The sequence below is a fragment of the Pedobacter sp. MC2016-14 genome, assembly GCF_020991475.1.
In the GTDB taxonomy this organism is placed as follows: domain Bacteria; phylum Bacteroidota; class Bacteroidia; order Sphingobacteriales; family Sphingobacteriaceae; genus Pedobacter.
Genome location: NZ_JAJMPA010000003.1, coordinates 378,657 through 402,589 on the forward strand (window position 1 = coordinate 378,657; position 23,933 = coordinate 402,589).

At 39.3% G+C, this 23,933-nt stretch carries 16 protein-coding genes and 1 tRNA gene; 6 read left to right on the top strand and 11 right to left on the bottom strand.

Annotated elements, in window-relative coordinates; all coding sequences use genetic code 11:
* Positions 1–14: 14 nt before the first annotated feature.
* Together LPB86_RS17070 and LPB86_RS17075 are read left to right on the top strand one after the other, a co-directional pair.
* The gene (locus LPB86_RS17070) at positions 15–2,294 is read left to right on the top strand and encodes a hypothetical protein (protein ID WP_230646159.1); all 2,280 of its coding nucleotides are present in this window, start codon (positions 15–17) and stop codon (positions 2,292–2,294) included.
* 33 nt (positions 2,295–2,327) lie between these two features.
* The gene (locus LPB86_RS17075; RefSeq protein ID WP_230646161.1) at positions 2,328–2,948 is read left to right on the top strand and encodes a hypothetical protein; all 621 of its coding nucleotides are present in this window, start codon (positions 2,328–2,330) and stop codon (positions 2,946–2,948) included.
* A gap of 249 nt (positions 2,949–3,197) precedes the next feature.
* On the opposite strand, the gene LPB86_RS17080 is transcribed toward LPB86_RS17075, so the two are convergent.
* Positions 3,198–3,821, bottom strand: coding sequence for a hypothetical protein (locus LPB86_RS17080; protein ID WP_230646163.1), 624 nt, complete (start codon positions 3,819–3,821; stop codon positions 3,198–3,200).
* Between the two features lie 9 nt (positions 3,822–3,830).
* Between LPB86_RS17080 and LPB86_RS17085 the strand changes: the two genes are divergently transcribed.
* Positions 3,831–4,487, top strand: coding sequence for a hypothetical protein (locus LPB86_RS17085; RefSeq protein ID WP_230646165.1), 657 nt, complete (start codon positions 3,831–3,833; stop codon positions 4,485–4,487).
* Positions 4,488–4,890: 403 nt separating this feature from the next.
* The gene (locus LPB86_RS17090) at positions 4,891–7,215 is read left to right on the top strand and encodes a caspase family protein (protein ID WP_230646168.1); all 2,325 of its coding nucleotides are present in this window, start codon (positions 4,891–4,893) and stop codon (positions 7,213–7,215) included.
* Positions 7,216–7,240: 25 nt separating this feature from the next.
* On the opposite strand, the gene LPB86_RS17095 is transcribed toward LPB86_RS17090, so the two are convergent.
* Genes LPB86_RS17095 through LPB86_RS17115 form a run of 5 tightly spaced genes read right to left on the bottom strand, consistent with a single transcriptional unit; the run spans position 7,241 to position 16,053 of the window.
* Positions 7,241–10,504 carry a type I restriction endonuclease subunit R gene (locus LPB86_RS17095; RefSeq protein ID WP_230646170.1) on the bottom strand — a complete coding sequence of 1,088 codons (3,264 nt, stop codon included), beginning with the start codon at positions 10,502–10,504 and terminating at the stop codon, positions 7,241–7,243.
* A 27-nt stretch (positions 10,505–10,531) separates the two neighbouring features.
* Positions 10,532–12,217 (bottom strand): DUF262 domain-containing protein, encoded by a 1,686-nt coding sequence (locus LPB86_RS17100; protein WP_230646172.1) that lies wholly within the window; start codon positions 12,215–12,217, stop codon positions 10,532–10,534.
* 9 nt (positions 12,218–12,226) lie between these two features.
* Entirely contained in the window at positions 12,227–13,939 is a 1,713-nt protein-coding gene (locus LPB86_RS17105) for a restriction endonuclease subunit S (RefSeq protein ID WP_230646176.1), read from the bottom strand.
* Positions 13,936–15,759: a class I SAM-dependent DNA methyltransferase gene (locus LPB86_RS17110; RefSeq protein ID WP_230646180.1), complete on the bottom strand. Its 1,824-nt coding sequence runs from the start codon at positions 15,757–15,759 to the stop codon at positions 13,936–13,938. Before LPB86_RS17110 ends, LPB86_RS17105 begins: the two co-directional genes overlap by 4 nt.
* 3 nt (positions 15,760–15,762) lie before the next feature.
* Entirely contained in the window at positions 15,763–16,053 is a 291-nt protein-coding gene (locus LPB86_RS17115; protein WP_230646182.1) for a helix-turn-helix domain-containing protein, read from the bottom strand.
* Between the two features lie 203 nt (positions 16,054–16,256).
* Here LPB86_RS17115 and LPB86_RS17120 point away from each other — a divergent pair, with 203 nt between their 5' ends.
* A complete protein-coding gene (locus LPB86_RS17120) occupies positions 16,257–17,102 on the top strand; it encodes a recombinase family protein (protein ID WP_230646184.1) in 846 nt (281 codons plus the stop codon).
* 1 nt (position 17,103) lies between these two features.
* Positions 17,104–17,301 (top strand): hypothetical protein, encoded by a 198-nt coding sequence (locus tag LPB86_RS17125; protein WP_230646186.1) that lies wholly within the window; start codon positions 17,104–17,106, stop codon positions 17,299–17,301.
* Positions 17,302–17,458: 157 nt separating this feature from the next.
* Here the strand turns inward: LPB86_RS17125 and LPB86_RS17130 are convergent.
* The 5 genes from LPB86_RS17130 to LPB86_RS17150 all read right to left on the bottom strand — a co-directional run bounded on the left by LPB86_RS17130 (position 17,459) and on the right by LPB86_RS17150 (position 23,907).
* A tRNA-Lys gene (locus LPB86_RS17130) sits at positions 17,459–17,531 on the bottom strand.
* A gap of 102 nt (positions 17,532–17,633) precedes the next feature.
* Positions 17,634–18,392, bottom strand: a complete 759-nt coding sequence (locus tag LPB86_RS17135; RefSeq protein WP_230646188.1) for a polysaccharide lyase family 7 protein — start codon at positions 18,390–18,392, stop codon at positions 17,634–17,636.
* A gap of 7 nt (positions 18,393–18,399) precedes the next feature.
* Entirely contained in the window at positions 18,400–20,724 is a 2,325-nt protein-coding gene (locus LPB86_RS17140; protein WP_230646190.1) for a polysaccharide lyase 6 family protein, read from the bottom strand.
* A 4-nt stretch (positions 20,725–20,728) separates the two neighbouring features.
* A complete protein-coding gene (locus tag LPB86_RS17145) occupies positions 20,729–22,303 on the bottom strand; it encodes a hypothetical protein (protein ID WP_230646192.1) in 1,575 nt (524 codons plus the stop codon).
* A 20-nt stretch (positions 22,304–22,323) separates the two neighbouring features.
* Entirely contained in the window at positions 22,324–23,907 is a 1,584-nt protein-coding gene (locus tag LPB86_RS17150; RefSeq protein ID WP_230646194.1) for a RagB/SusD family nutrient uptake outer membrane protein, read from the bottom strand.
* Positions 23,908–23,933 lie beyond the last annotated feature (26 nt).

A 23,933-nucleotide genomic window follows, 5' to 3' on the forward strand; every position in this document is an offset into this window, starting at 1 on the left:
AAAGGTTACAGATATTGGAAAGAACACAAGCACATACGATTACCGCGAAGCCAAGACATCTTCGACTTATGTATTTTATTGATGAAAGTTTGCCGCTTGAATCATTGAGGGACCTTATAGTCAAGAATTTGACGCTTTGGGGTGGAAGATCAAATCCAATAATACCGATAAGGAATGGTATGGTATCCGCTGAATGGCTAGCACTTTTAAATTATTATGATCCTGATTTCTGCTATATTTCTGCTGAGGCCGATCGGATTCTGGTCTCAGATCTTTGTGATCAGTATCGCTTAAATCCTGTTCAAATTCATCTTTTGGACGAGACGTTTTCAGATGTGCATGGGATACATTACGCGAATTTGATGCCGTTGATTCCAAAGTCAAGCTTTGCGAATGTGTATAATCTAAAAGGAATTGAAACTCCTTTATACAAATTTTTCAGATTGAATTTTTTCGTCGACGATACGCTACCTGTAAACAAAGATTATTACAGCCATATAGAAAACGAATGGTTATTCCAAGGGCACGAATTACTGCTCATAAATAAGGCTAACTTCGGGGTAGTCAATAACCGACTTGCTGCTACCTCTAATCTCACTACCCTGTCAGGCTTGAATTGTACGGAGGGGAAGTTAAGATCATCTCTTCCTGAATATAACGGATTTGAGATCGTAGTCGCTGCTGACGATCAAGGGAAAGAAGATCTTCTTTATCATTGGAACAAGGATTTGTATGAGATTTATGTCAGAAAGGTAGCTACACTTTATATGACTCGGTCAGAGTTTGAGTTGCTTATTACCGATAAAGATTTCAAGGGGGTTATTAAAAATCTTTCTGGCGAAGATCATAATGTAATGGTAACCTCATTCTCCCTGGACGACGATGCTTTGTCATCTGTTGTCGATGCGCTGAACAATTACTCATCCTTGAATCGGTTCGTAAAAAAGAGAGTTGACTGTTTCCCATATCCAATTTTAGATAAAAAACAGGTTAATCCAGATTTTTTTTATGAGCGCGAGAGTGTTCATGTAATGTTCCAGGGGCAACCATTTATTTTTCTGCCTGAATTAAGTTTTAAAATCGATTATACACCGACAAATCCGCTATATGTATGCGATCTAACCATTGCTCAAGTTCGAAGCTCATCTAATATGTCTTTGCGCTTCCCGTTGACATTTAATTCTGACTTAATGCTTAGGACTGCCAGCCGAATCAATAAGAAGCGTCAGATTTCATTGATGATGACTCCGGATCTCCATAAAAATGGGAAGTTAAATCTGCAGTTATGGGACTTTTATGATATCATCAGCACAACAATCACTACGCCGAAGATAACTGGAAGTAACGAGATTAAAAACATATACAGAAATACTGGATACTCAGATTCCAGTAATAAACTGGCTCATTTCTTAAAACTATTTAACAACGATTTTGAGTTTCTAGGGGATTTTTTAAGTGACAAATTCTGGAGTGATCTTTTTTATGAGTTGGCCACGAGTGCAAAATCTGAAGGTGACACGATCATCTTCAATGATTTATTCGATAGGTGCTATGAAATTATGTTGAATCAAGGTCAAGTTCTCACTACAAAGGAAGAAGGGCCATGGAATATTGAGAATCTCCAACTCGGTCTGAAGAAAATGTTGCAGACCTTAATTGTTCGAAAGATCTTCATCCCGGGGTTTGTGATAAAGTGCGTTGACTGCTCCTCACGTATCTGGTATTCTGTGAGTGAAATCAAAGAAGAGGTTATTTGTAAAGGGTGCGGAAATATTAATTACTTTCTTAGCGAAAATCCGATAGCCTATAAACTGAATAGCCTCGTCAAAAATAATGTAGGCACAAAGAGCGCGAAGGGAGCATTTGTTCCAGATGGTAATATGACAGCGATTAGAACACTGCTCTATCTTAGGAACCGATCTCTAAATAACTTCCATTATATCCCGCAAATTGATATTTATGGTGGGGAACAAAGGCACAAACCCATCACGGACCTGGATATTGTTTCGATCTCCAGAGGTAAATTTTACATCGGTGAATGCAAGCACAGTAGTGATCTTTTTTTTGAAAGCGGAAACAAGTCGCTTTTGAATTTGATTGACTTGGCAGCTTCCATTAAACCAGATGTAATAATTTTGGCCTGCACAAATGACGTAAACGGGAAACTTGCCAAGGCAGTACAATTCCTTAAACATCATATGCGAAGCTGGAAATATCAACCAGAAATTGTTCCGTACGTTACATGGCCTCCCGATTATTTTGGTACTAATAAATCAAGTTATTTTTATTACTAGTAATTTTTTTCAATTTATTTATTGTTTACAGGCATGGTCATCAGGATAGCTGATTTCAAAGTGAGAATCACAAAAAATAAGAATAATAGATTTTGGAATCCCATAGGCAGATTTTGGAACATTACAGAAATTTTGATTAATGGCGAGTGGTTTAAGTGTGGCTTAGTATTTAGGGAAGACGAAGGAAAGTACTTTGTCGCGATCGACCATCCCATGAAGGTTGATGAATTAACTAGTATGATTATTTTTATTTTGAAGGAAGGTACTTATGCGGAACTGCCTGTCTCAAAAGCTAAAATGGTATTAATCCGGTATTTGCAAAATCGACATCGGATTAATGAAATTTCATTTGCCCTCAGAAAAGGTGTGTTCGATAGAAAAAGGACTGTTCTTATATTCAGTCTGGCCCTTGTCCCATCCATTATGTTTTATATCATTAATGCAAGCTATGAAAATATAATTATACATCTGATCGCGGAAAACACATGGGTTCAAACGTTCTTTTTCTTTTTGACTGTCTCAGGGTTTATTGGGATTTTTCATCCTTTTACCATCAGAAAAGAATTGACAGAAAAGGACATCAAAAAAATGGCTAAAGAAGTTATCGAGGAAGAAAAGCGAAACGAAATTATCCGGCGAAACGCGAGCATTTGATTTGCTTTTCAATTCAGTATTTGACCCAGCAATCAAATCCCTTGTATAGCACTAATTTCAATTGTTGCTGTTTTTTGGCCCATTACAGTTACATAGTTAGTCAGTGTGAAAATTGTACAATACTTACGTGGAAACTGTAAATGCCGGGTGTCTTTTTTAATATATTGGTTTCCAGAGTAATATTTTGGTTCAGGCATGCACTACAGATAAGCGGTTTAGCGTTTTTTTGATTTACTAATACTTTCATCTTCAGGGTTGATGTTCGTTTAATACTTCCTGATAGGCGTCAATGAATTTTTGATGATATTCATCCGGCAATTGGTCAATTACACAATCTTGCAAATGGTCGTTAATATATCTTCCCCATAAGGTATAGGGCATGCTAACTGCTTTTCTTTCGATTAAGTCCAAGGCTTTTTCTTTGAAAAGGATATGCAGCTGATCATCAGTGATTCTATTTGTTTGGTGCTCGAATATGCGAAGTCGAATCCTTTTAACAATATCATTCAGGATTTTTGCGCGCTTGATGACCAGCGAATCCCTGTTCAGTCTAAGGATCTGCACCGTGGTTTCTCCTCTCAGGATGTCATTACCATGGACTTCCATGAAGCCTTGTGGCATAAATGTTAAATATTGTTCAGGATGATCAATCTCTGGATTTAATATCAGCGGGTCTTCAAGCAATAAGGGGATATTGTTGGCCAGGGAATCTGCGCGTAGGTAGAGCTGTTGGAGGTTTATCGGAAGAACTGGCTCATACCGAGATCCGCGGACAGGAAAGCGGCTTCCTTTGGCTCCGCTTTCGTTGCATTTTTCGCAGGCCAGTAATAGATTCGCATACCTTATTATGATTTCTATATGTTGTCTTATCAAACTCTTGATATGCTAGGCATTAGCAAGGACAAATTAGGGAAAAAGAATAGGTTTGGGAATCTTTTAAATGATGCCTTGCATTCTTACTATGCAAGATATTGTGATGTACTTGTTACTAATGATAAAGGTCTTCGAAATAAGTCGGCTATCCTGTATAATATGTACGAAGTAGCGACAAAGATTTTAACAGTTGATGAATTCAATGAATTAATCCAAGATATTGGCATGGACACAGATATCAGTCATGAATACTTTTTCAAAAAAAATATTCATGACCTACAACATGCTGAACGAAAATCCCTTCTTAAGTTGGATACAGGTGAGGAAGTTTTTCGACTAAATGATATTTCAATGTATTTTAATTTTTTCGATGTTTTTCTGATTGAAGTTGGAAAAGAGTCAAATAGATATATTCTTTGTAAAACTGACATCTCTTATCAGTCTGAGCCAAATTATAGAGAGACGGGTAAAATTATTAGCAGATTATTCAAACTATTTGGAACTGACAGTGACGGGCAAAATGATTTTGACTTTGAAAGTGAAACAAAATCACAAGTTCCAATCTATCGATACTGGCAATTTGAACATATTTCCATCCGTTTAGGTTATGAAAATTTGAATGAAAAGTTTTCACTTGTACTGACAGAATTGAATTCCAAGCCTTAATTCCAATGCTTGGAGAGGTAATTTTGTGATATTATACGTCTTAGTAACTGTTTGTGCACCAGAAGGGGCACCAGTAGTAGTGGATTATTATGGATAGAAATGACCTACTATTTTACGGATAACCGTTTAAACTGCCATTTAAACACAAAAGCCCCAGATTTCTCTGAAGCTTTTTCTGTGAACCCCTTGGTACAAAACTCGAACCTTTTACTGGAAGATTTGAGACGATTGAACCAATTGAGAGATAGTCCATGTGAAAAAGATATTGTTAAAGGAAAAATTGATAGACCACAATCCGCTCCGTTCAAACGATCTTATAGATAATTCAATCTAATACATAAAAAAAAGTTAGTTCTTTAAATTTATTACCTTTATCGTGACCGGATATTAATCATTGAATTAGATGGAAAAACGTACAAATTATCTTTTAGCTATAGGCATTGATAATTATCTTGGAGATTGGGATAAGCTCAATAATGCTGTGAGTGATACAAAAGCCATTGTTGAAGTATTGACTTCAAAATATTTTTTTGAATTGATACAAGAACCGCTTTACAATGAAGAGGCAACCAAAGAAAATATCCTATTAGCTTTTACAAATGCTATAGGAATGCTCACTGAAGATGACAATTTAATCATTTATTATGGTGGGCATGGCTTTATGCATCCTCTTACCATGAAGGGTTATTGGGTTCCATTTGGAGCAAGAAAAAATGTTGCTGATTATATCCCAAATTCAGAAATCAAGGATTTTATTGAAAATATACTGGCTAAACATATTTTCTTGATAGCAGATGCGTGTTTCTCCGGAACTTTTCTAAGCCGAACAAGAGGTACAGCACTTTCAGAGCGATACGTGTCTTTAGACAGCAAAGTTTCCAGATGGATGTTAGCTTCAGGAGGTGAAGAAACTGTATCCGATGGTCCAGTAGGACAGAGCAGTCCGTTTGCAAAGTATGTCCTAAAGTTTTTGAATGAAAATGCAAATAAGTTTATTTCAACACTTGAAATTATACGTTATGTTTCTCTATTGACAGCACATTATGCTCGACAACAGCCCAAAGGTGCCTATATAGATAACATAGGACATAATGATGGACAGATGGTTTTAATACTAAATGATGACTGGGTTGTAACCAAAATAGAACAGACCAATGGAGATCCCCAAACTGAATGTCTTCGTCAGGAAATGCGATCGGTATATAGACGAAAATCAACTCTTTCTGCCGGAAAAGAAATTTTACTAGTGGATTTTTTTGATGATCCTGATAAATTACTGGTTTGCGAATGTTTTAGATTTGATGATAACGGCAAGCAAAAAATCACTTACCAAGGTAATAAGGCAAAAATGCCGGCAAAAGATGATCCAGACTTCTCATTAACTTTACAGGCCCGTTTTGCTACGTGGGAAGGATTCCATCGTTTTTGGGACGAAAATAAACATTTATATGGGGATCGAAAGCCTTATGTATTTCCTGCTGTTGATGAAATCGATACAGTTGAGGATACTGAGGTTGCCTTTTATCAGCAGGGAATTATACAAGATATGCTGGACGCAAACCAAGAACCTATGAGGTGTCTTCATTGCAATACTATGATTACCAATAATGATAGTTTCATGGTTGAAATAGATGAACTAGGATTAAATGCAAATGTTGGAAATGTACATACTGGATGTCGGAGGCCTGCAGACCGAATTCTCGGAAAATCAGTTTTTGAAAACATCAATAAATCAAATTTAGTCAGCTTTGATCATAAAAAATGGATAGAACTACTGGAAAAAGGACAAGTGTTTTTAAGCGGTGCAAAAAAGATTGAAATTAATGGTAGAATACCTGTACTAAGTTGGAACAGACAACATAATTTCAATAATGGGAATTACTGTATTAAAATGATTCTGGAAGATGGGAGTTCACATTACGTACGTATAGGAAAAGAAATTCATCGGTTTACAGCGGGTGAAATCGATCAGGAAGTATCTGATTTTAAAGGATCTATAGAAGATGCCGAGAAGCAAGGAGACCCGTTAGGTTACACAAGTAAGCGTAAAGTATTCGGTCCGTTATCTCTTCTTGAAAGCAGTCTTTTGGAGAGAGAACGATTTTTGAGAATTTTACATCATGAAAAAGAACAGTATAGCCATCAACTTGGTTCTATAGATCACTCAATAGAAAATGATTATACTCCATTAGGAATACTTGTATATCCGGATTCAGGCGATTTTATAACATTAGGAGATTGTATTCCTCTGATATCTGATCCCACTTCATTTGACAATATGCATGGCAACTGGAATGATGCCGGATATCAAATTGGTAATTGTGCCTTAAAAATTATTGAAAGTGATAAAGAATTGGATCTGTATTTAAACAGCTTCTTTGCCGATGGTATCCAGCCCATTATCGATCCTTTTTTTAAAACTAACCAGGAATTGGAAAAGGGCATCTATGTTAAGGACATTGAAGAACTCAAACAGCAGGCGGCTGTTAAAGATAATACTAAGCATTCGTACACTTTTGCTCAGGATGGAACTTGGAGAGCCGGTGACCGCGTTAAAGTTGTGTTTCCAAACGTTAAATCGGATAAACATGCTACAGGTGTTCTATTTACGGATGAATTCACTGACGAAAATGATGAACCATGTGCTATTTTCAGGCCAATAGAGGATGGGATTGTACGGGAAGATTTGGCATACAAAATGCCCACTAAGTTGTTTGTGAAAGATTAAATGTACAAATAGCTGGAGATCGTTTTTAAGAAGCAATCCCTCGCTGGGCCATTGTTAAAAAATGATCAAAAACAACATCGCATTTCGTACTGTAAATAGCGCGGTCATAGCTATCTGGCAATGTATCATTTAGCACACGTTTAATTGCTCCAAGCACCTGAAAGCGGGTTTGATTGTCTTTATACCAATCAGTAATCAAAACTGTTGGTTTTTCTTCTTTTAATTTATGTAATAAATTTTTTGCGGCTAACTTTACTCTTTGTTCCTCCTCTTTAGTCAGATTGTCTTTTTTCAGAAGATCGAACAATTCAAGTTCCGCATCTGTCATTCCTTCTCTTGCTGCTCGCATTTCTTCCTCTTTCATTTGCTGAACGAAGTCCATTAAATCGTCAAAGTAGTTTTCATTACTGGAATTACCTGAATTGTAACGGTCAATGATTTCCTGCAGTTTTTGAGCAAAGCTGATGCGGGTCGTATTTCTTCCTATCATTTGCTGTAATTTGTCGGCAATAAACGACCTTAAATCTGCAATTTCAATATGTTTATAAGGGGCTTGCTGGTACTCTTCTCTTAATTTTTCTATATTCAGTTTGCTTAAATCTATTTGCTTCCAGGCTTTAATATAATAAGGGGAATCTTCCAGTATATTAGCCGTATCGGCATTAATAGGCTCATCCTGAGCAATAATACTTTCGTCTAATAATTGACTTATTCTTCGTTTGGCGCTATCAAGATTCCCCCTGTCGGCACGTCCGTCCATAACCGATCTTAGGTAATGAATAATTACTGCCAGAGGAAACTCTTTACGTCTGCCTAATATTTCAGGTTTGCAGGCTTCATATAATGCATCGATGGTATTGTCGTAGACTACAAACTGCTTTTTATCTTCTTCATTTGATAAAATAATATCGGTATATTCATCAAACAAGCTCAGTTTACTAAATAAGATATCGGATGTTTCAATTTTATGGAGATCTATACCTCGTTCCTTACACCATTGCTCACATTGGCTGATAGCATCACGCAGTAATACGTACAATTGATCTTTTTCCCTTACCGGAAGCTCTTCCGTACTTGCATCGGTGGCGTCTATTTTTCCTCCTCCATACGAAGCAAAGGCTTTTTTCAGGTTTCTGAATACATTGTAATAATCTACAATCAACCCATTCTTTTTGGGTTTATTAAAAATCAGATGATCGGTAACCCTGTTGGCCCGGGCAATGGTCTGCATCAAGGTATGGTCTTTCATCGGTTTGTCCAGATAAAGAGTCGAGACCGTCGGGGCATCAAAACCCGTTAGCCACATACTGCATACGAATACCAGTTGGAGTGGATCTTTAGGTTCCTTAAATTTATCCTCCAATTCCTGACCGTTTTCATCGGGTGTCACCATACGTTCCCTGTGCGATTTGATGTGGAGCCCCTGTTTGAGAAACTTCTCTTCTTCTCCGGCTTCTTCACTAACCACCACAGCCATATCGGTTTTGCGCATCCAATCTAATATACGCTTGCTATCTTCTTTTTCTTCCAGGTTTTTTGTTTCATTGATTTGTCTTTGTAATTTTCGTTTTTCTTCCTCCCAGAGCCGTTTTACCTTATCATACATCCTGACTGCGGTAAATTTATCAATGGTGATGACCATACCTTTTCCCAAATAGCCCCGTCTGGGGAAATGGTATACGATATCCCGGGCGATGGTTTCCAATCGATCATCACGTTTGATGACCTCCATCTCACGGGAAAACTCCTGTTCCAGCTTTACCTGCTGTTCATCGGTAAGGTTTTCATCGCTTACAATTTCTGCCAAATCTTCGTCGATATCATCATTTTGTAGCAATACTTCAGGTACCCGTTTATGATAAAATAGCGGGACAGTCGCTTCATCTTCGATACTTTGCTTGAAATTATATTCTGAGATGGTTTTACCAAACCAATCCTGAGTCAATTGTTTACTGCCCAAAAGTGGCGTTCCTGTGAAGGCAATATATTGAGCATTGGGTAATCCCGTACGCATATTCTCCGCCAGATCTTTATATTGCGTACGGTGAGCTTCATCAACAATCACGACAATATCGTTTCTGGTTGACAATACAGGATAAACCTGGCCTTTGGGATACCTGAATTTTTGAATGAGAGTAAAAATATAACGGGTATTGGTGCCTAACATTTCCCTCAGGTCTTCACTGTTTTTCGGTCTGCATTTTACATTTTTTGTAAAGGCACCTGCTCCTAAAAAATTCCTATATATCTGACTGTCCAGATCATCGCGATCTGTTACGATAAGAAAAGTAAAATTACCCGTGAACTTGCGAAATACCTTTTGGGTAAAGAAGATCATACTGAAACTCTTACCGCTTCCCTGCGTGTGCCAAAAGACCCCGAGTTTTCCTTTATTTGCACTATCCGTTCCTGCCGCATCGTGTTGTAACCGGAGAGAGAAGTGGTCAACTGCATTGTTCACTCCTAAAAACTGATGGTTTTTTGCCGCAATTTTTACTTGGTCATTGTAATACATGATGAAATGCTCCAGATAATCCAATAAACGATTTTTTTCACATAATCCTAATACTGCGTAATCGAGACTGACACCATATTGTTGGATACGTTGCTTATCTGGAAATTCCTTTTCGTTCTCCGGACGCAGCCAGTTAAAGAAATGCTCAAATCCTGCATTGAAACTCCCCACTTTGGTTTCCAGACCATTGCTGATCATACAAATTGCATTGTAATGAAAAAGCAATGGTATATCTTTACGATAATTAATCAGGTTATCATCATAGGCATTGCGTAAGGCAATATTACTGTTCTTGAGCTCAATGAATATAATCGGAAGCCCATTAATATATACTATTAAGTCAGGCCTGCGGCGGATATAAGGTCCTTGTACCCAGAGCTGAGACACGACCAGGTAATCATTTTTATCTACATTTTGTTCGTCAAAAGAAATGACTCTGACTGTTACAGGTTCTTTCTTTCCTTCTTTATTCTCTATTTCTAAAGGAACCCCATTTTTAATTAACCCATAAAGTTCTCTGTTAGCGGACAATTCGGACTGATCAAAACGCGTACGGCACAGCTCTTCAAAGGCCTGGTCTACTACTGACGGAGGCAATTGGGGGTTTAACTCGGTCAGTTTTGCCCGCAGTAACGGTTTTATAACAACATCTTTTTCATCCGTACGACCAGTTATGTCCGTATGATGACAGTTAATATGGCGATATCCGAGGTTATTGACAAATACCTCGATAATTGCTTTTTCTATCTGATCTTCCGAAATGAAGTTATGCATGAATGATGTTGTTAATAATTCATATTTTTAGTCTGTATAGTTTTCCGGATTCCAATAATCCTTCGCGAATCCAACGATTTCTTGCTGACGTGTTTTTATTTGCGCTTTTCCCCAATTTGTCTTCTGTGATTCCATTTGTTGGCGGGAGATGAGTGTGGAAATAGTTAATCTTTCTTCTGGAGATGCATTGCTGTCACTGGCATTTCTACCTCTCGTAGCCAATACCATATTTCCAATGTTATGCAGATATTTTTCACGAAACTCTTCTTCATATTCCTTATCACAGGGGTTTTGTGGCGCCCAATGATCGAGTGTATTTTCCAGTTTGGTTTTTCCGTACAAATTATTGAATTCAGGAAACAGCATATAGTGTTCTCTTATACCATCCCGCAGGTTATTTTCATATTTCCATAAAAGATATCTGGTCAGCCCGAAATAGTGATGATCACCATCCAGGTAGGCATGAAAATCCCGCTCAAAGTTCCAGTAGTTTTTAAAACCAAACCTTGCATGATAGAGTAATTGTCCCTTTAGTTGAGAAAGGTTATGTCCTGTATATCCATACGCAATCTGAGGAAGATAATTTGTATAATAGTTTCCTGAAGTATATTTGAGTCTGAAAAGTATTATTTCCATTAATCTTATTACAGATTCCAGTTCGTCGGAATTTTCGTGAAAATGGTACAGCTTGATAAGTAATGGAAAGCTATTGGGCTGATCAAGAAATAGTACATCCGCAATAGAGCTGTATGTATTTCGCTTTTCTTGTATAGTAATTACATATTCAAAAGAGCGCTTCAAGTCTACTACAAATGTTCTAATCCATTTAGATTGCTCTCCAATAGGTACTTTAGATAACGCATTTTTCACCTGTTCTATAGCTGTATTTGCCTGTGGTAAAAAAGCGGTCGTATGGTAGTTAAGCACCTGATCTTCATCCGCGATTTCATTTTTTTCGACTGCTTTGTAAATGGCTTCAAACTCCTTTTCAACAAAACCAATGGCTTGATCAGGTTTTATGTCCGTATGTTTACAGGCAAGAAAAATCTGAAGCATTAAAAATGCTTTTAACTTTTCGAGATTGGTCAGGTCTTTCCCCCGGTCATTCTGAAAAGTGAATATCTGCGTTGCCTCTGCTTTACCTTCCACCTTATCTGTGGTGATCTTCGCATTTTCTATAAGTGATTTCCAATGCAACACATCCCTAATTTCTGCCTTTTGAATTTTTTTACCCAGATAATCATAAGCTTCTTTAATGCGTCGTCTTGATCGGGTGTCAATTTTATCTTCCCGGTTTTCTACAATCAGGTTAAAGAAAAAATTGTTATCGTATGCTACCGTCTCAAATTTTTGCTGTTCGTCCGTATTTTGCAGGTATTCATTATATAAATTCTCTGCTTCCTTATTATATTCAGGTATTCTTTTTAATTTTTTATAGATACAGCTTAAGAAAATAATAGCTGTAGTCATTCTTTGCTGCCCATCGATAATCCAATATTTATGGGTATTGATATTATCTTGTTCGAAAAGGAGATGACCCAAATGATACTGCGCCACATTAGCGGGATGCTCCTGCAGATCCTTTAAAAACTGCGGGACTTGTTTGTCTTCCTCTGATCCGACATCCCATGAATATGCCCGCTGATAATTCGGTACAGCAAAATGATTTCTCCTTGGGCTGAAAATATCTCCTATTGTAGTTTTATAATCCATATTTCAGGTTTAGGTGATCCAATTTTTCTCTTTCATCCATTGCAGGCATTTAAACCAGCGTTCTTCAGATATGCGTTGTTTGCTTTCATGCCAGTTATTCAGGACCTCATAGATAATAGCCTGATCAGTGGGCAGTTGTTTTTTGGCTTTCAAGTCACGCCAAGCCTCATATAGCGTGGCCACCATTTCTGCTTTTTCGGTTTTTTCTTTACCAAATAAAAGCAATAAGTTTTCTATGCCTGCTTCCTTATCAATATAATACTTAGTGAACCAGTTTTTATACTCCTCTTTCTTAGGCAGTGTAGTATATTGGTATTTGTTGTCTGTTTTCTTACATTCAAACCATTGCGCTTTTTTGAGTTGGCTGTCAATGGATCGGATCATACGGTTGTCATAAGGACCTGCCGCATCTCTATGGTAATGACTTGCTGTTTCTATCTCCACTAAGTGCTCACACAAATACATTAGCTTCATTAATTTTACATGACCGAATGTCGGCTCATCTTTCAGATGGTCGATAATATGGGCTGCCAATACCCTGCGCTGAAAGAAAGGATTGCTTTTTACTTTTGTATCTTCCGTTGATCTTTCTATCGTATCATTTACTTGATGTGATTCGGTGCTTTCAGTTTTGTTAAACTCATTATGTGGTTTTACCTTCAGTTTGCCACTGATCAATCTGGGTAAAAGGCGGTCTCTGATTTTTTGAAGTTCATCTTTTTGCTGTTCAAGAATTTCAATCTGTTGAAATATAGGTTCAACTAATTTTTTAAATTTTTCCTGAAGCTTAATATCAGCTACCCATAATTTAATTTTATGAAGGTGGTTTTGATTTAATGATGGTACACCAGCACCAGAGTTAAAAGATTCAAGATCTAGTTGTTTGAGTGTATAAAAAACATATAAAGGTTCGTTGCCTTTGAAATCTTTAACATACAATGATGTATTTAATGGCCAGCCATTACTATTTACATACAGAACCTTACCTAAGCTCCCCGATCGACCTGTCGTTATAATAGGAGCTTTGACTTTAAACTCGTTATGATAAGCTTTGATACTAGTAGAAGCAATTACAGGATATGTACCTTGCTGAATTTTATCTTCTGGTAAATCAAACCCACGATTTAGTTTTACAAAATCTTTGAAATATTTGATTTCCCCAACATCTTCCGGAATACCTTTTGCGAATTTTGTATTTTTATAATTGGGAAAACGCATTCGTACAAACCATTCATTGTAGAGTTCTTGGGTTATTTCATTTAGTAACTTTATACGTTGATTATTCAATGCTATAAAGTTATCATAGCCAGATAGTATTGAGGCAATTCGTTGTTGCAGAGAAAGGTTAGGTATTTTTATTTTTTGACTATGTAGATGATTTTGATTTAATGTAGGCACACCTGCACCTGAATTGAAATTTTCAAGATTCATAGTTTGAAGAAGGTAATATATATACTTTGGGTTATTACCTTTAAAGTCTTTTACATAAAGACTAGTATTGAGAGGCCAAAAATCATCTGCAATATATTGAACAATGCCTAAGCTCCCAGAGCGACCAGTAACCACACCAGGGCCTTTTATTTTAAATATTTCGTGGTAAGCTTTAATATTTGTACTAGCAACGATAGGATATTTGCCTTCCTTGATTTTATTATTCGGCAAATCAAACCCTCTGTTGAGTTTTATGCATTCATTAAAATATTTTTCGTAGAAAATGATCATGTCATTAAATCATTTAAATCGTTATTGATTGCACTTTCTAATTTATGTGATGTTGAATTTAAATCATTAAGACATCTTAAACGTGATTTCATTTCAGACTTAAATTCTTCCTCTGTCAATCCATCCTCTTCTATTATTATACCTACATAGCGACCAGTGTTTAAGCTCCAGTCCTGTTCTTCTATCTCAGCTAACGTAGCCGCTTTACAAAGCCCAGTTACATCTTCATATATTCCATTAGGGAAACGCTCCTGTAACCATTGAATTTGGTTATAATAATATTGTTCTTTATCCAATAGCATTTTATGCCGGTTTCTTGCTTCTTCCAACTGCTTTTCCCAGCGTTTTATTTCTTTGGCATTTTCAGGTTCAGCTTGTTCTATTTGCTCTACTCTTGAAGCCTGTTTTGCTGCTTGTTTTTTATAATCTTTTGCTTTGTTTTGATATTGTGTTATAAGTTCTTCCAAACGATGAGTTTCACCACGATAGAGCCGCATAATCGTAGCAATGTTCTGTATCTGCTCTTCTGTAAACTCTCTTAATGCACGGGTTACCTGACGGAAGATATTACGGGCATCAATAAATAAAACTTTAGGTTCGCTATCTTCTTTACGCTTATCAAAGAACCAAAGTGTCGCCGGTAAGGTAACGGTATAGAACATGTTTTTGGGCAGTGTGAGCATACAATCGATCACTCCACTTTTAATCAGATTTTTACGAATGTCCGCTTCGCTATTACGAGCATCACTGGCAGAGTTAGCCATAACCAGTGCTGCACGCCCCTGTGGTTTCAGGGAAGTGGCAAACAGGTTGATCCATAAATAATTTCCGTTAGGTACTGTATTGGGATCATCCTTCTTTTTGCCTGTCTTTTTAGTTTTATTTTGCGGTATTCCGTATTCATTAAATCGCTTTTGTCCTTTTACCCTGTCCAGGTTGACATCATCTACATTAAAGGGAGGATTTGCCATCACATAATCAAAACGACCATAGCTGTCATAGGGATCTTCATAATAGCTATTGGCAGGTTTTATCTCGCCTCTAAGGCCATTTACTGCAAGGTTCATCCGGGCTAATTTTACCGTTTCCGGTGTACGCTCTGCGCCGTATACCATCAGGTCTTTCGTGTCCGTATCATGCAATTCTTCTCTTCTGCGGTCTATAAACTGTGAACTTTGTACGAACATACCGGCACTGCCACACGCAGGATCAAATATGGTACCTTTATACGGTTCGATTATTTCCACCATCAGCTTTACGACACTGGTAGGCGTGAAGAATTCTCCACCACCTTGTCCTTCTGCCAATGCAAATTCGCTAAGAAAATATTCATACACCTTCCCGAAGACATCACCGGTTACATCCTCCGGAATGTCTGCAAATATTTTTAATAGTGTTTTAGGCAAACTATTGTCATCCGGTTTGATGAGTTTAAAATATTCATCTTTTGGTAGACTATCTTGTAATTCAGGTTTGTATAGTTCAATTTTTTCCATGGCTACCTTAATAGCCTTGGCAATATTTTCCTTTTCAGGAAGCGTTAATAAGTAATCGTATTCTGCTTCCGGTGGTAGATAGAATCCACATTTCTCAATCGCTATTTCATGTGGTTCCCGCTGCATTCTGCTATTTTTCTGGGCTTCAAGCTCAGCAGTAATCAGCGGTTTTACTTTGTTATATCTTATAGATGCAAATCGTAAGAAAATCAAACCCAAAATAGGCGTAGCATACTCGCTTGCTTTGAGCCCGCTATCTACTCTGAGTTTATCCGCAGCTTCCCATAGACGATCTTCCAATGCTTTTAGTTGTTCCACAGTCATTTATTATTTGTTTCTTTTACTTAATTCATATTTGGTAAGGTCTAATGCAATTTCTGCTGTAGGCTCATCTTTCAGAACTTCATACAACTTATCTGCTAGCCAAACAGACAAAAAATCTTCCTGAGAGGATCCCAATAATTCAGCTAATAACAGTACCTGTTCTCTCTTGGCTTGTCTTTCTCCTCGTTCGATCTTACTGAACATGGGTGTATCTATATCCAGTTTTGCTGCTAATTCTCTTTGCAACAATTTTTTCGCCTCTCTTAGCTCCCTGATTTTAGTTCCAAAACTCATAGGATTTCCTCTGTTAAACTTGTCAAATATTGACAAATATAGTGATAAACTATCGAGAGCTGTATTCAATATCAAATCCTGCTTGGAAAGCTTCTAATAACTACAAATTTGATGATTGGGAAAATATGATTTTTACCGATTACCAAATGCTGAAAAATTCGTAAGAAAAACTAATCTTGAAATTAAACAAATACATCATTCAAATGAAAGCAGCTTATCTATATGTCCGTGTCAGTACGGACGAACAAAAAAAGAGGGGATACTCTTTGCCTGAACAGGAAGATCGGCTAATAAAATACTGTCGGTATAACAACATAGAGATTAAAGGAATTTTTCGTGAAGACTTTTCCGCCAAAAATTTCAATCGTCCCGAATGGAAAAAACTGGTTTTGACAATTAAAAACCGATCAAAAGAAGACAAGAATATACTTTTCATTAAATGGGATCGATTCAGCCGGAATATTGAATACGCTTACGAGATGATCGGAATGTTACGAAGATATAGAACTACGGCAATGGCTATTGATCAGCCAATAGACTTTTCAGTACCGGAAAGTACCGTAATCCTTGCAGTTTACCTATCGGTGCCAGAAGCCGAAAACAGCAGAAGAGCCTTGAACACAGCAAACGGAATTCGCAGGGCAAAACAGATGGGCAGGTATCCTAGCAAGGCACCTATAGGCTTCATTAATTTAACGACATTGGATGGAAAAAAAATCATCGTGCAAAAGCAACCTGAGGCAAGTATCATCAAATGGGTCTTCGATCAGCTTGCTAAGAACCTCAATAAGATAGAGGTGGTCCGAAAGACGGCCCATGATAAAGGACTGAAATGTTCAAAGTCACATTTTTTTAGACTTGTTCGTAATCCTGCCTATTGCGGGCTTATTCAAGTGCGTCTCAACGCTGATGAACAATATTTGGTTAAAGGCATTCATGATCCACTAATCAGCAAAGCATTGTTTTATGAAGTTCAGCATATTACCTTACGATTACATAGGGGGTTATCAAAAATATTATCAACCAAACGACATATAAAAAATGACTAGTATGAATTATACCGACAAGAAAATTTCAGATAAACGGGCAATTGCGATATTAGCAAAGAACGGCATTCAGGTGGATGATGAGGAAGCTGTTATTATATTAGAGTTTCTGTATCTTGTATCAAAGAATCTCTCAAAAAACAAGGAAGAAAAAAATGTGGGAATCCTTAAAGAGAAATCGAACTTCAGAAAAAGCTCTTAAATAGGCCGGGAGCGAGGCTTTTTAAAAGAATCTCATTCGACACACTAAAAATGTTTTCAAAATATCGAACTATAAATGGCTATTCTGTAATAGGTTGGGTCACAGATTTTTATTGGCATAAAAAAAGGAGACAACCATTATCTAGTGTCTCCTTAAGTGATCCCGCTGGGATTCGAACCCAGGACCACTACATTAAAAGTGTAATGCTCTACCAGCTGAGCTACGGAATCAAAGTTCTTCTGAACTTTACTACAAACGCTTTCTGTTTGGAGTGGTGCAAAGGTAGAATTAATAATTTAATAACCTAAAAATATTTTAAAAAATATTTAGGCCTATTTTTCATGCTTCACCCACAGGTTAAAAATCTCCACTTCGCCATAAGCGTAACAGGACTCACCCTCAACCTTTTTCTTTCCTTTGCAGGAAGATTGTACATAAGCACCCGCTTTAAAATAGGCATTAGAATAATTTTCATCGAGCGTATATTTTAATTCATCGTTGTAATAACATTGCGTTTTATTGCCCGAAACCACAAATTTAACGGTAAACCGGGTACCCAAAACATAGTTGGCATCCAACACCGTTCTTTCGCCACCATTGGCAGATACCAACAGCTTTGTGCCTTCCAGCCTAAAAAAGATCACATACCGCTCCGCATCATGGATCTGGCCCACCACAATGTGTTTCCGAACATCGGGCAAATGCGTAACCCGCTGATCAATGAATAGGGTATGGGTGCCTTCAGCAGATGACCATGCTGCAGGCGTTTTGCTGTCCTCCTGCATCTCTCTAAGCTCCGAACGCGGGAAATTAGAGCCACTGGTCGTTTCGCCGCCTGTCATCGCTTTAAAAGTGACCGCATCCTTTTTTTTATTGAGGAAAAAATAGTTCTCATCCGCATAAGTGTTTAATTCCGGTTGTTTGATCTCGTCCGGGTTTCCATTGTGCTCGGTGTTCACCGGTAAAGTGAGCTTCCAGCCTTTCAGGTTTAAGACTTCGCCAGGTGCTTTAGTAGACTGCGAAAATGCCAGCTGACTAGAAAAGGCAAGAAAGAGCAGCAAAAGGAAAGGGGATAGTGTTTTTAATTTCATAGCTTGTTTATTTTAAATTAGCGCCAAGGGCCGCTTTAGCGGATGATAAATGGAGCAGGGGAGAGCTGGCTTTTAAACGGAAATCCTGCGCAGCGGGATTGACAAAAGCAGGATCCAGGTTATGGATAAATTGGCCAGAAACCTTCCCATAAGTAGAATTGACCTTGCCCGATTGGTAAAAATTACAATAATCCACTTTCAAATCGTCCGCAATGTATTCCTCAAATTTAATGCTGCTGCCTCCTTGTCCTGATTTATAAAAAATACTGTTCAGGATGCTGGCATGTTGTACACCCTGCAATTTCATCGCAGCGCCTTTCTCCCGGTTGTCTACTTCATTAAAGGTACATTGATTAACGATCAAAAAGGGGCCTAAAGTACTTTCATCGTTTCCACCACGGTACAAATTTAGCGCACTGCCCAATACCCCTGTAAAAACACAGTTCTGGATCAGCGTATTTTCAGCATTGTAAATGCCTTTGTCCTCTTTTTCCGCAGAAAAGTCAATCGCCGTGCCCGACAGGTTGCTGAATTTGCTGTTTATAACCACCAGGCTATCTGCAAAGGTGCTTTTAGAAGCTTTGATGGCACTAAAGGTGCTTTCGTTAAAATTGTAAAAATGGCAATCCTCTACAAAAAGGCTGTAATGGCGGTTCATGGGCAAATCGGTGCTTCGGATGCCAGCCTGTACATCGCCAAAACTTTCAAAGGTTCCGGAAAAAGCCAGTCCTTTAACCTTTAACTCGCCGCCATTTTCAATGCTGATGAAAGCCGGAATGGATTGGTTCGCTACATTCACCAATACCGGTTGAGCGGCTAAAGCCGGAGCAGCCATAAATACCAGTTTGTTTTTAACCACCATTTCGCTTTTCAACTTATAATGGCCCGCCTCAGCAAAAACCAATGTGTCACCATCATTTAATCCGGTTAGCATTTGGCTTAATCCAGAAACATCAGCCAGTTTAAGGCCGATCTTTTTACCCTTTACTTTGCCCGTAGTGTTTGCAGCGCGGTACCAGGAGGCACCGGAATTGTTCCAGTTCTGTATGCTCAGCACAGAAAGATCTGCCCCTGCTTTAGCACTGCCTTGTGGCAGGGAAAGACCAGCTACCGTTTTGTTCTTGATTTTAGTCGCTTCAAAGCCCGCTGGTAACTTTATTTTAGCATTACTACCCACAGCATTGTTTTTAACGCTCAAGCCCGGTGTAAGGTTGTAATCCGTATAAATGGGTTCCTGATCTGTTAACACCAGGTTGTTCCTGAATTGTACATTTTCAGGTGCAGCTGTCCGTTCCGCATCTTTACCCGTTCCAAAATCAATATGCGCACAGTTGATAAAAGTGTTTTGGTAAATGTCGGCATCCTTAACCTGGTAATAACGGTTGATGGCAGAATTGGGCACCCCGTTCATCACGGCCAGCGCCGCCCTAAAAGCATCTCCTTTTAAATCTTTAAATACATTGTTGAATACTTTATGACCGGGATTGATGACCCGAACCCCACCCGTAAAGGGCTTGTTGTTGCCCAGAAATACATTTCCTTCCACCACGTTGGCACTGCCATGGCGCAAAACCAAACTGCCTTCGCATTCAGAAAAAGTATTGAAACTCACCTGATTTTCACCAGATTTAACCGAGACCACTTCAACTTCTCCATTACATTGCTCAAAGTAATTGTTTTTGATGCTGGTCCTGGATGGTGTTAAAGAATAACGCGATACCCCGATCCGCATGGTCTCGCCACCATTGGAACCCAAACGCTGCCTGCCCTTAAAATAATTGTGGTCAATACTGTGGTAGTTTTGCTGGCTCCGTTCATCATTCAGTTCTACAATCAGGGTAGGGCCTAAATTGATTTTGTTGATGAGCGTACAATGGTCTACCCGGTTGTGTTTGCCCCAAAGCACAATCCAGTTGTCGTTTTTAAAACGGTCGGCCTGAGAAAAGTTCTCGATCACAAAACCGGTAATCCGGCAATAGTTGGCCAGTTCATTGGTACCTGTACTAAAAATAATGAGGTCGCCATTGGGGCTGTAGCCATTGTTAAAATGCAAATCGGCCACTTCCAGGTAAGTACCGGAAATTTTAAAGTTGGAGGCACCGCTAATCACCACACCACCCGGTGTTTGCGGAGCAACCCTAATGGGTTGTTCCGCTGTACCATTTGCTTTCAGCACCAGCTTCTGGTCTTTCCAAAGACCATCCGCCATGGTGATTTTTGCGCCGGGCTTTGCCGCAGCCAATGCAGCCTGGAGCTCTTTTCCGTTGTGTACCAGCTGTCCGGATCCCTTTAAAGAGGCAAACAACAACAATAGGATTACGCTGTACTTCATAGGGCTATTTTTGAATGTAAATGTCAAATTTAATGGTGGATGTACCTGTAGTTGAAGTGGCTTCTTTAACACGGATCAAAGCGTTTTTAAAGCCGGTTCCGCTTACATCAGGGATCCGCACATAAATTAAATTGGCCGTAGTGGTGTTAAATATCGCTGTTGTAGCCGCTACTGAAGCATCAAACCTGGCCGAACTTCCACCCGGTGCAGCGATATTATTTGCGGTTAAGAAAAATGCCTCATCAATGACATCAATGTTGTTGGCCGCATATTGCGCATACACATTGTCTATGCCTGTACTAGCACCCGGAACCAGCACCCTGAATTTAGTGGCCCGTAAAACCGCCGCATTGGCAATGGTCCAGCCCACAGAATTACATTTAAAGTTGTTGGCTACACCAGAAGCATTGGCCGGACTGTAGAATGAAGGTCCGGTAGCCGTTCCATAGAACAAAAAGGCCATGGTAGATTCGCTGGCATTGAGACTGCAATTGCCCAGGGTAGTACCGCTTTCTGCGAAGAAAATGGTATTGGTACCTGTGGTATGTGCTGTCATGGTCACATCACGGTACAACGTTGAGCCGTAAGTATAATTTAGAGGCAGGATCAATTCAGACGGTAGGTCGTCAATGTCCGTTGCAATAATTTTAAGATGGGTACTTCTTTTACGGAAAGGATAGTTGTAATTGAAGCTGTAGCTCAAACTGGAATTTAAGCTGCTGATGCTGGAGATCAAAACGTATTCTCCCTGGTAATTGTCGTAAATCTCGATCTTTTTGAGGCCGGTAACCGAAGTAATGGTTCCGGTAACAGGTGTGGTACCCGTTAAGTTCGGCGTTACTGAAGCTGCAAAACCCACAAATTTAGGTTTAAACAAACTCACATCCACCGGCATGGCGACTACCAATTGGTTGCTTTGTCCGTAGATGTCTTTGGCTACAATTTTGATGTGCTGCGCTGCTTTCCGGTAGGTGTACTGATAGTTGAGCGCAAATTGTTTAGCGCCATTGATGCTGGTATTGCTGTTCACCAAAACATAAACGTTTTCTGTCTGATAATCATCATAAATATCTACCTGACTTAAACCATAATCTGAGGTTATATTTCCGGTAATGCTGGTCAGTCCGCCGCTTAGGTTGGCCGTAATCTGCGCTGGGAAATCCTTCAATTGCGGTAAGGCAGGATTAAAATAGGTGATTTTAACAAAGCCCTCTACCGTACTGTTATCGCTTTGTTTGGCCAATACCCTTACACCCGTAGCCTTGCTCATGCTATTGGCCGGAAAGGCAGCCGTAGGAATGTTTAGGGTATATGCTGCAGCGTTATCAGGGATGGCGGTGGCAATCAACGAGTCTGTGGCATTGTTCCGCACCAGATACGCATACACCGACTTGATGCCCGTGCTGGAATTAATTTGTGCTGCTACCGTAGTATTGGCGCCAAAATTCCGGGTGGCGCTGTTGTAAGTATATTCTGCCGCAGTGAGTGTGCCAACACTTTCCGTTTCTGTTTTTTTGCAGGAGGCGCAGCAGAGCAGCACAGCAAAAAAGAAGCTTAAAGATTTAAATAATGTGCTCATAGTTTCGAGATTAAATGCTTTTAATAACTGCTGTTTTGTGGAATTTTTAACTGATCGTTACTGTCAATTTCTTTCTGCGGAATGGGCAGCAACAAGCGGTCTTCTACCACCAAAGCCTGCAGGTTGGCCAGGGTAATGGCCGGAACAATCCTGCTGTAATGCGAAGTAAATTCCGTAGCAAAATGTGCTTTGATGACGGCTATGGCTGTTCCCGAACGTTTCAAATCAAAGAAACGCTGGTTTTCAAAAGCAAATTCCAACCTGCGTTCATTAAACAAGGCCGTGTTAAACTGCGTAGGGTCGGTAATGGCAGCGGTTCCGCTTGCCGGATACTGGTAAAAACCAGTACTGAAATCTCCGGTACCCAGATCTTTTGCACCTGCACGGGCCCTCACCTGGTTGATGAGGCTTACCGCCGTTCCCGAAGCACCATCATAACCAATGGCTTCTGCTTTCATCAGCAGCACATCCGAATAGCGGAGTACAGGGAAATCATTTTCCGCATCAAACTTAACCAAGGCAGGAGAAAGGAACTTTTTAACGTACAGTTTAGAACTGAAAGTCGCCAGGCTAACATCCTTTCGGGCATCTGCCGCAGCGGTTACCGCCGTTTTAAATTGTGTATTCAGTTCTGTCGTCGGGAAGTTTAAACCCAGTCCGTCGCCATTAATGACCGCGCTACCGCTGGAAGTGGGTGCAAAATTATTGGCCATGGAATTTCCAAGTCCTACACCACCAGATTTAAAACGAACGGCAAAGAGGATTTCCCGGTTCATTTCATTGTTGATGGAAAAAACATCGGCATAAGAAGGGAGCAAACCATAACCACTGTTGCTGATGACATCATCCAGCAGGCTTAAAGCGGCTGGTTTTTGGTTTAAGGTTAAATACACCTTAGCCAGCAAAGCTTTAGCCGCCCAGCTTGTTGCGCGGCCCCGGTCAGCATCGGCCATGGCCGCATAGGTAGCAGGCGACAAGATGTCCTTAGCTTTGGATAAATCGGCCACAATCAGTTTGTAAATGTCCTGTACCGCAGCTCTGTTGATCTGTTTAGATTGCTCCGGATCTACAGGTTCGGTAATCAGGAATACCGCTCCATACAAGCGCACCAGGTTAAAATAGTGGTAGGCCCTTAAAAATAAAGCCTCACCAGCCAGCTGGTTTTTTTGAGCAGCAGTAACCTGGGCAGTTCCATCAGCGATGGCAATGCTTTCATTCTGATAACTTACACCCAGGCTTTTGAGCACGTAATTGATAGAACGGATATTTTTATAGGTATTTAACCAATACAGGTAAACCTTATCATGCGCGGAATTGAGGTTAAACATATCCAGCTCATTGAGTTCCACGTTGCTGGTGGCAGAACTGTTGGGCACACCCTGTTTGGTGTTGTCGCTCCGCAGCTCGGTCAGCATCCATTCCGTTTCCAGGGGCAGCAGTAAGCCGTTGTAGCTCCCGGTAAGTCCGGTTTTGGTTTCCTCATAGTTCCTGTAAAAAGAACTTACCCCCACATTGGATACCGGATCCAGCTCAATGATTTTTTTGCAGGAAAAAGTACTGATGCTTACAGCGATGATGAAGATATTAAGGGTTAATGTTTTCATGTTGAGTAATTTAAAAGCTTCCATAT

Coding starts and splice junctions, on each gene's coding strand:
- LPB86_RS17110 (WP_230646180.1), bottom strand. CDS start 15,759: ATGACTGTGGAACAACTAAAAGCATTGGAAGATCGTCTATGGGAAGCT.
- LPB86_RS17145 (WP_230646192.1), bottom strand. CDS start 22,303: ATGAGCACATTATTTAAATCTTTAAGCTTCTTTTTTGCTGTGCTGCTC.
- LPB86_RS17075 (WP_230646161.1), top strand. CDS start 2,328: ATGGTCATCAGGATAGCTGATTTCAAAGTGAGAATCACAAAAAATAAG.
- LPB86_RS17125 (WP_230646186.1), top strand. CDS start 17,104: ATGAATTATACCGACAAGAAAATTTCAGATAAACGGGCAATTGCGATA.
- LPB86_RS17105 (WP_230646176.1), bottom strand. CDS start 13,939: ATGATCATTTTCTACGAAAAATATTTTAATGAATGCATAAAACTCAAC.
- LPB86_RS17150 (WP_230646194.1), bottom strand. CDS start 23,907: ATGAAAACATTAACCCTTAATATCTTCATCATCGCTGTAAGCATCAGT.
- LPB86_RS17090 (WP_230646168.1), top strand. CDS start 4,891: ATGGAAAAACGTACAAATTATCTTTTAGCTATAGGCATTGATAATTAT.
- LPB86_RS17120 (WP_230646184.1), top strand. CDS start 16,257: ATGAAAGCAGCTTATCTATATGTCCGTGTCAGTACGGACGAACAAAAA.
- LPB86_RS17100 (WP_230646172.1), bottom strand. CDS start 12,217: ATGGATTATAAAACTACAATAGGAGATATTTTCAGCCCAAGGAGAAAT.
- LPB86_RS17085 (WP_230646165.1), top strand. CDS start 3,831: ATGCTAGGCATTAGCAAGGACAAATTAGGGAAAAAGAATAGGTTTGGG.
- LPB86_RS17115 (WP_230646182.1), bottom strand. CDS start 16,053: ATGAGTTTTGGAACTAAAATCAGGGAGCTAAGAGAGGCGAAAAAATTG.
- LPB86_RS17140 (WP_230646190.1), bottom strand. CDS start 20,724: ATGAAGTACAGCGTAATCCTATTGTTGTTGTTTGCCTCTTTAAAGGGA.
- LPB86_RS17095 (WP_230646170.1), bottom strand. CDS start 10,504: ATGCATAACTTCATTTCGGAAGATCAGATAGAAAAAGCAATTATCGAG.
- LPB86_RS17135 (WP_230646188.1), bottom strand. CDS start 18,392: ATGAAATTAAAAACACTATCCCCTTTCCTTTTGCTGCTCTTTCTTGCC.